The organism is Rhodococcus sp. EPR-147, from assembly GCF_001647185.1.
Lineage (GTDB): Bacteria > Actinomycetota > Actinomycetes > Mycobacteriales > Mycobacteriaceae > Rhodococcoides.
The window spans coordinates 1-5,026 of the sequence record NZ_LVCU01000010.1; the positions used below are offsets into that span (position 1 = coordinate 1).

The following is a 5,026-nucleotide window of genomic DNA, read 5'->3' on the forward strand; positions in this document are numbered from 1 at the left end:
GCACCTACGCGCTCCGCATCGCCGGTCCGGCACTGAGAACCCGAGTCGCCATCTCACCCCGGATCGACAAGGCGATGACCACTGCCGTCGCCGTCATCTTCGTGGCACTGGTCGCCACATCGACCCTCCTCGTGGGCAAGGACTTCGCCGGATTCGCGTTGCCCGCAGGAGTCGCCGTTGCCGCCGTACTTGCCTGGCGACGAGCGCCGTTCGTCGTCATCGTTCTCGCCGCGGCTGCCACCACTGCGGGACTTCGATGGGTCGGCGTCAGCTGAGTCTGCAAGACTGGGGTGGTGTCCGAGTCCCCTGTCCAGTCCGTCGACCGCGCGATCGAGGTGCTCGAATACCTGGCCGACCACGGCGAATCCGGGGTTCAAGACGTTGCGGCGCACCTCGAGGTCCACAAGTCCACGGCCTTTCGCCTGCTCAGCGCACTGGAATTTCGCCGACTCGTCGAGCAACCGGGTGAACGCGGCAAGTATCGCCTGGGCATCGGCCTGATCCGCCTCGCCACGTCCGTATCCGCTCAACTCGACATCACCCGCATAGCCCGACCGATCCTGCAGGAACTCGCAGACACCATCGGCGAGACCGTCAACATCGCTGTGCCCGACGGAAACGTCACGGTCAACATCGATCAGGTGCGGGGCGGCTCGTCGATCATCAGTCACAACTGGCTCGGCGAAAGGTCGGCTCTGCACGCGACGTCGAGCGGGAAAGCCCTGATGGCGTACGACGACTCGCTCCTCAAAGCCGGCGTCGACGGTCATCTCGAACTGTTCACCGCGAACACCATCACCACCAAGGCCGATCTGCTCGACGAGATCGAGACGGTCCGTGCCACCGGGATCGCCTACGCCCGTGAAGAGTTGGAGATCGGACTCAACGCGACAGCAGCCACCATCATCAGCTATGACGGTTCCGCGGTAGGTGCGATCACCGTCTCGGGTCCCGCCTACCGACTGGACGAGGACCGCCTCTCGGCGGCAGGGGTATCCGTTCTCGCTGCTGCGCAGCGCGTTTCGACGCTATTGGGCTGGTCCCGACACGCGTGATCCGACCCAGTCGTGGAACACCCTGATGTGATGCTCGGCCGGCACCAGCACCCCGCCGTTGCGATACATCCGTGACGACATCGCCGGCTGACACCGCTCGCAGGCCTCGAAATCCTGCTCGTTGACGCGATGGAACAGCTCCACCGACTTGTCCATTGTTGCCGCATTGGTCGGATCGGCGACTACACCCGGCGCATACAGCCAATCGCATTCGACGACAGTGCGATCGACGGCCATCGGGAACATGCGATGGATGATCACGTGATCGGGGACCAGGTTGACGAACACCGTCGGCCTGATCGTGATCGCGTAGTACCGTCGATCACGGTCCTCGCTCACACCGTCGAGGGCGTCGAACCCATGGGAGCCGTCGACCGTGAAACCGGCTATGTCGCTGCCGAACTCGGCACCGTGGCCCACGTACGTCTGCGCTGCCATGCCATCGGCGAACTCCGGAAGCACCTCGGTGAGCTCGGGGTGAATCGTTGCGCAGTGATAGCACTCCATGAAGTTCTCGACGATGAGCTTCCAGTTGGCCTTGACGTCGTAGACGATCCGACGCCCCAGGGCGAGCGAGTCCATGTCGTACGAGTCGATGGCACCCACACCGCCGAGCCGTTCGCGAACATCACCCTGCACCGTGTCCTCGAACGACGGCACATCCTCGGCCACGCACACCCAGACGTACCCGAGCCATTCCCGAACGTGCACCTTTCGCAGCCCGTACTCCACCCGGTCGATCATCGGCATGTCGATCAGGTTCGGAGCTGCGATCAGTTTCCCGTCGAGGTCGTACGTCCATGCGTGATAGGGGCATTGGAAGTTTCGACGCACCGTTCCCGACTCCTCGGTGCACAGTGTCGCGCCGCGATGACGGCAGATGTTGAAGAACGCGGTCACACCGCCCTTCCGATTGCGGCTGATCAGGATCGACTCTCGACCGACCTGAACCGTGCGGAATTTTCCGGGTTCTCCGATGTCGTCCGATCTGATGGCACAGAACCACATCTGCTCGAAGATCTGCTCCTGCTCGCGGACGAAATATGCCGGATCGACGTAGGTGTCACCTCCCAACGTGGGAAGTAAGGTCGGCTCGGGATCCAACTCCGGCTCCAGCATCGTCATGCCGACACCACCTGGTCGGCAATCGATCGGGCGGGATCGAACAGCGCGATCGGGTGCTTCGTCTCGCCGTCGATCGCGAGGTCCGCGAGGACTTCTCCGATCACCGGAACGAACTTGAAGCCGTGCCCCGAGAAGCCGCACGCCACTGTCACATTGGCATGGTCCGGGTGCTTGGCGACAACGAAGTGCTCGTCGGGTGTCGTGGTGTACATGCACGTCCTGGCGTCCAGGTGTGGCCCGGACAGCGCCGGAAACGTGGTGACGATGCGCTGCTGCAGTCGTGCGATCTCCTCGGGATGCACTGTGCGATCAATGGTGTCGGGATCGCACGGCGTTCCGGCGCGGAAGAACGAGATCTTCACGCCGCCGCCCTCCCCGTCGATGGCCGGAAAGCCGTAGATCTGATCCGGCCCGTCCCCGCAGATGTAGACGGGGTGGTGCGAGCTGTCGAAGGCCGCTTCGCCCGACTGCGGGGTGATCCAGTGCATCACCTGCCGTTCGACCACCATCGGTACGCCGATCTCGGCCAACAGCTTCGGTGCCCACGCTCCCGGTGAAATGACCAGTGCACCAGCGGTGTAGGTGCCGGCCACCGTGGTCACGGTCACCGAGGAGTCGGTGGATTCCCAACCGAGCACCTTCTCGTCGTAGCGCAGTTCGGCACCGGCCGCCTCGGCGAGATCGAGATGCGCGGCGACCGTCGTCTCGGGTCGCGCGATGCCCGCCTTCTCCTCGAAGAGGGCGAACTCGTCGGGCTGCAGCCGTACCGTCGGGAAGCGCCGCTGCGCTTCGGCAGGGTCGAGTACGTCGTGCTTCAGACCCCACTTCTCCGATGCCAACAGACTTCCACCGAACGTGAGCCCGTCCGGCCGTCCCACATAGAGGCCTCCGGTTTCGGTGAACACGTCCCGCCCACTGTCCGAGGCGAGGTCGTTCCACAGTTCGTACGCGCGCAGGAGCAACGGTACGTAGGCCGGGTCCTCGAAGTACGACTGCCGGTAGATGCGGGAGCCACCGTGACTCGATCCGAGCGCATGCGCGGGACCGAACTGGTCGATACCCAGCACCCGCTGTCCGCGTCGGGCGAGGTGACAGGCGGCGGCGCTGCCCATGCCGCCGATACCGAGGACAATCACGTCGTACGTCATATCTCTCCTAGGTCGTTCCTGCGGGCTCCACTCCTGTCTCAACATCTGATCTTGTTCATGTCGGGATCCACCAGCGGTTCGGCCATGACCGTCGCGGGTAGTAGGTCACGGAAGTACTGCACTGCAACGTGATCGCCGGGTTGCAGCCCTGCCGGCAGCCAGGCGTAGGCCACCGTCTTGCCGATCGTGTAGCCGTAGGCGGCACTGGTGACGTAGCCAGCCACGGTACCGTCGATCAAGACCGGTTCCTTGCCCATCACCACGTGCGACGGGTCGTCCAACGTCAGGCAGGTCAACACCGGACCGCCGCGTTCTTCCTGCAGCGCCGAGGCTCCGATGAAGTTGCCCTTGGCCTTTCGTACCGCAAACCCGAGCCCCGCCTGATACGGATCGTGTTCGGTCGTCATGTCGGTACCCCACGACCGGTAGCCCTTCTCGAGCCGGAGGCTGTTGAACGCACTCCGTCCTGCGGCCACGACGCCGTGCGCCTGCCCGGCCTCCCACAGCGTGTCCCACAGGCGCAGTGCGGTATCGGCGTCGGTGTACAGCTCCCAGCCGAGCTCGCCCACGTACGACAGTCGCAGCGCCAGGACGTCGACCCCGCCGACGTGAATGGTCCTGCCGTTGAAATACTTCAGACCGGTATGCGAGATGTCGGCCGAGGTGAGCGGAGCCAGCACCTCCCGCGCCAACGGTCCCCACAGACCGATACAGGCGGTGGCACCGGTGATGTCGCGAACGTACACATCACTGTCGGCATGGCGCAGCATCCAGTCTTCGTCGAGCGGACCGTTCACTCCCACCTGGAAGCGATCCTCGGCCACCCGCGCGACGGTCACGTCGCTGCGAACACCGCCGGTCGCGTCGAGCATCAGGGCATAGGTGACGCTGCCGACCTTCTTGTCCAGCTGGTTGGTCGTCAACTTCTGCAGCAGCGCGAGTGCACCGGGTCCGCCGACCTCGAGGCGTCGCAGCGGCGTCATGTCGTACATCGCGACGGCTTCACGAGTGCGCCAGGCCTCGACAGCGCTGACCGGTGACCAGAACTGCGCCGACCACGGCTCGCGCTTGGGTGCCTGCCACTGCTCCGGAAGTTGTTCGAGCAGAACACTGTTCGATTCGTACCAGTGCGGCCGCTCCCAGCCGGCACCGTCGAGAAGCATCGCGCCGAGTTCCTGCTGGCGGCCGTAGAACGGACTCACTCGCAGTGGTCGTGGTTCCACCTTCGGCTGAAGCGGGTGAATGATGTCGTAGACCTCGACGAAGTTCTGCGCGCTCGTCCGCGCGACGTTGGACGGCACCAGGTCGGTCTTCTCGAATCGGTACAGATCGCACTCGTGCATGTCGATCTCGCTATGGCCGGTGATCATCTGCTCGGCAAGCGATTTCGCCACGCCGGCAGAATGCGTCACCCAGATCGCCTCGGATACCCACAGTCCCTGGACATCTCGAGATTCGCCGACGATCGGCGCTCCATCCGGGGTGAAGGAGAAGATGCCGTTGAACGCGTGTCCTACCTTCGCTCCTCCGAGCGTGGGAATCAGCTCGGTACTGCGTTGCCAGGCGTCGGCGAAATCGGCCTCGGTGAAGGGCATCGACGACGGCATGTTCTGTGCGGTCACGTTCTCGCTCGATCCGAGGTCGCGCGAATCGACGGGCATCGGCCGATGGTGGTACGAGCCGATGCCGAGATGGTCG

5 protein-coding genes are annotated in these 5,026 nt (G+C 64.1%); 2 read left to right on the top strand and 3 right to left on the bottom strand.

Annotated features, from left to right (window positions below):
- Positions 1–275: AzlD domain-containing protein (locus A2J02_RS00435; protein WP_068045322.1), on the top strand; the 275-nt coding region annotated here is incomplete at its 5' end.
- A gap of 18 nt (positions 276–293) precedes the next feature.
- Positions 294–1,055: an IclR family transcriptional regulator gene (locus A2J02_RS00440; RefSeq protein ID WP_068045330.1), complete on the top strand. Its 762-nt coding sequence runs from the start codon at positions 294–296 to the stop codon at positions 1,053–1,055.
- Here A2J02_RS00440 and A2J02_RS00445 read toward each other — a convergent pair.
- The 3 genes from A2J02_RS00445 to A2J02_RS00455 form a co-directional block, all read right to left on the bottom strand.
- The gene (locus A2J02_RS00445) at positions 1,029–2,180 is read right to left on the bottom strand and encodes an aromatic ring-hydroxylating oxygenase subunit alpha (protein ID WP_068045325.1); all 1,152 of its coding nucleotides are present in this window, start codon (positions 2,178–2,180) and stop codon (positions 1,029–1,031) included. The genes A2J02_RS00440 and A2J02_RS00445 overlap by 27 nt on opposite strands.
- The gene (solA, locus tag A2J02_RS00450) at positions 2,177–3,328 is read right to left on the bottom strand and encodes an N-methyl-L-tryptophan oxidase (protein WP_068045328.1); all 1,152 of its coding nucleotides are present in this window, start codon (positions 3,326–3,328) and stop codon (positions 2,177–2,179) included. The genes A2J02_RS00445 and solA overlap by 4 nt, the downstream gene beginning before the upstream one ends.
- A 38-nt stretch (positions 3,329–3,366) precedes the next feature.
- Positions 3,367–5,026: glycine cleavage T C-terminal barrel domain-containing protein (locus tag A2J02_RS00455; protein ID WP_068045333.1), on the bottom strand; the 1,660-nt coding region annotated here is incomplete at its 5' end.

Coding starts and splice junctions, on each gene's coding strand:
- A2J02_RS00445 (WP_068045325.1), bottom strand. CDS start 2,180: ATGACGATGCTGGAGCCGGAGTTGGATCCCGAGCCGACCTTACTTCCC.
- solA (WP_068045328.1), bottom strand. CDS start 3,328: ATGACGTACGACGTGATTGTCCTCGGTATCGGCGGCATGGGCAGCGCC.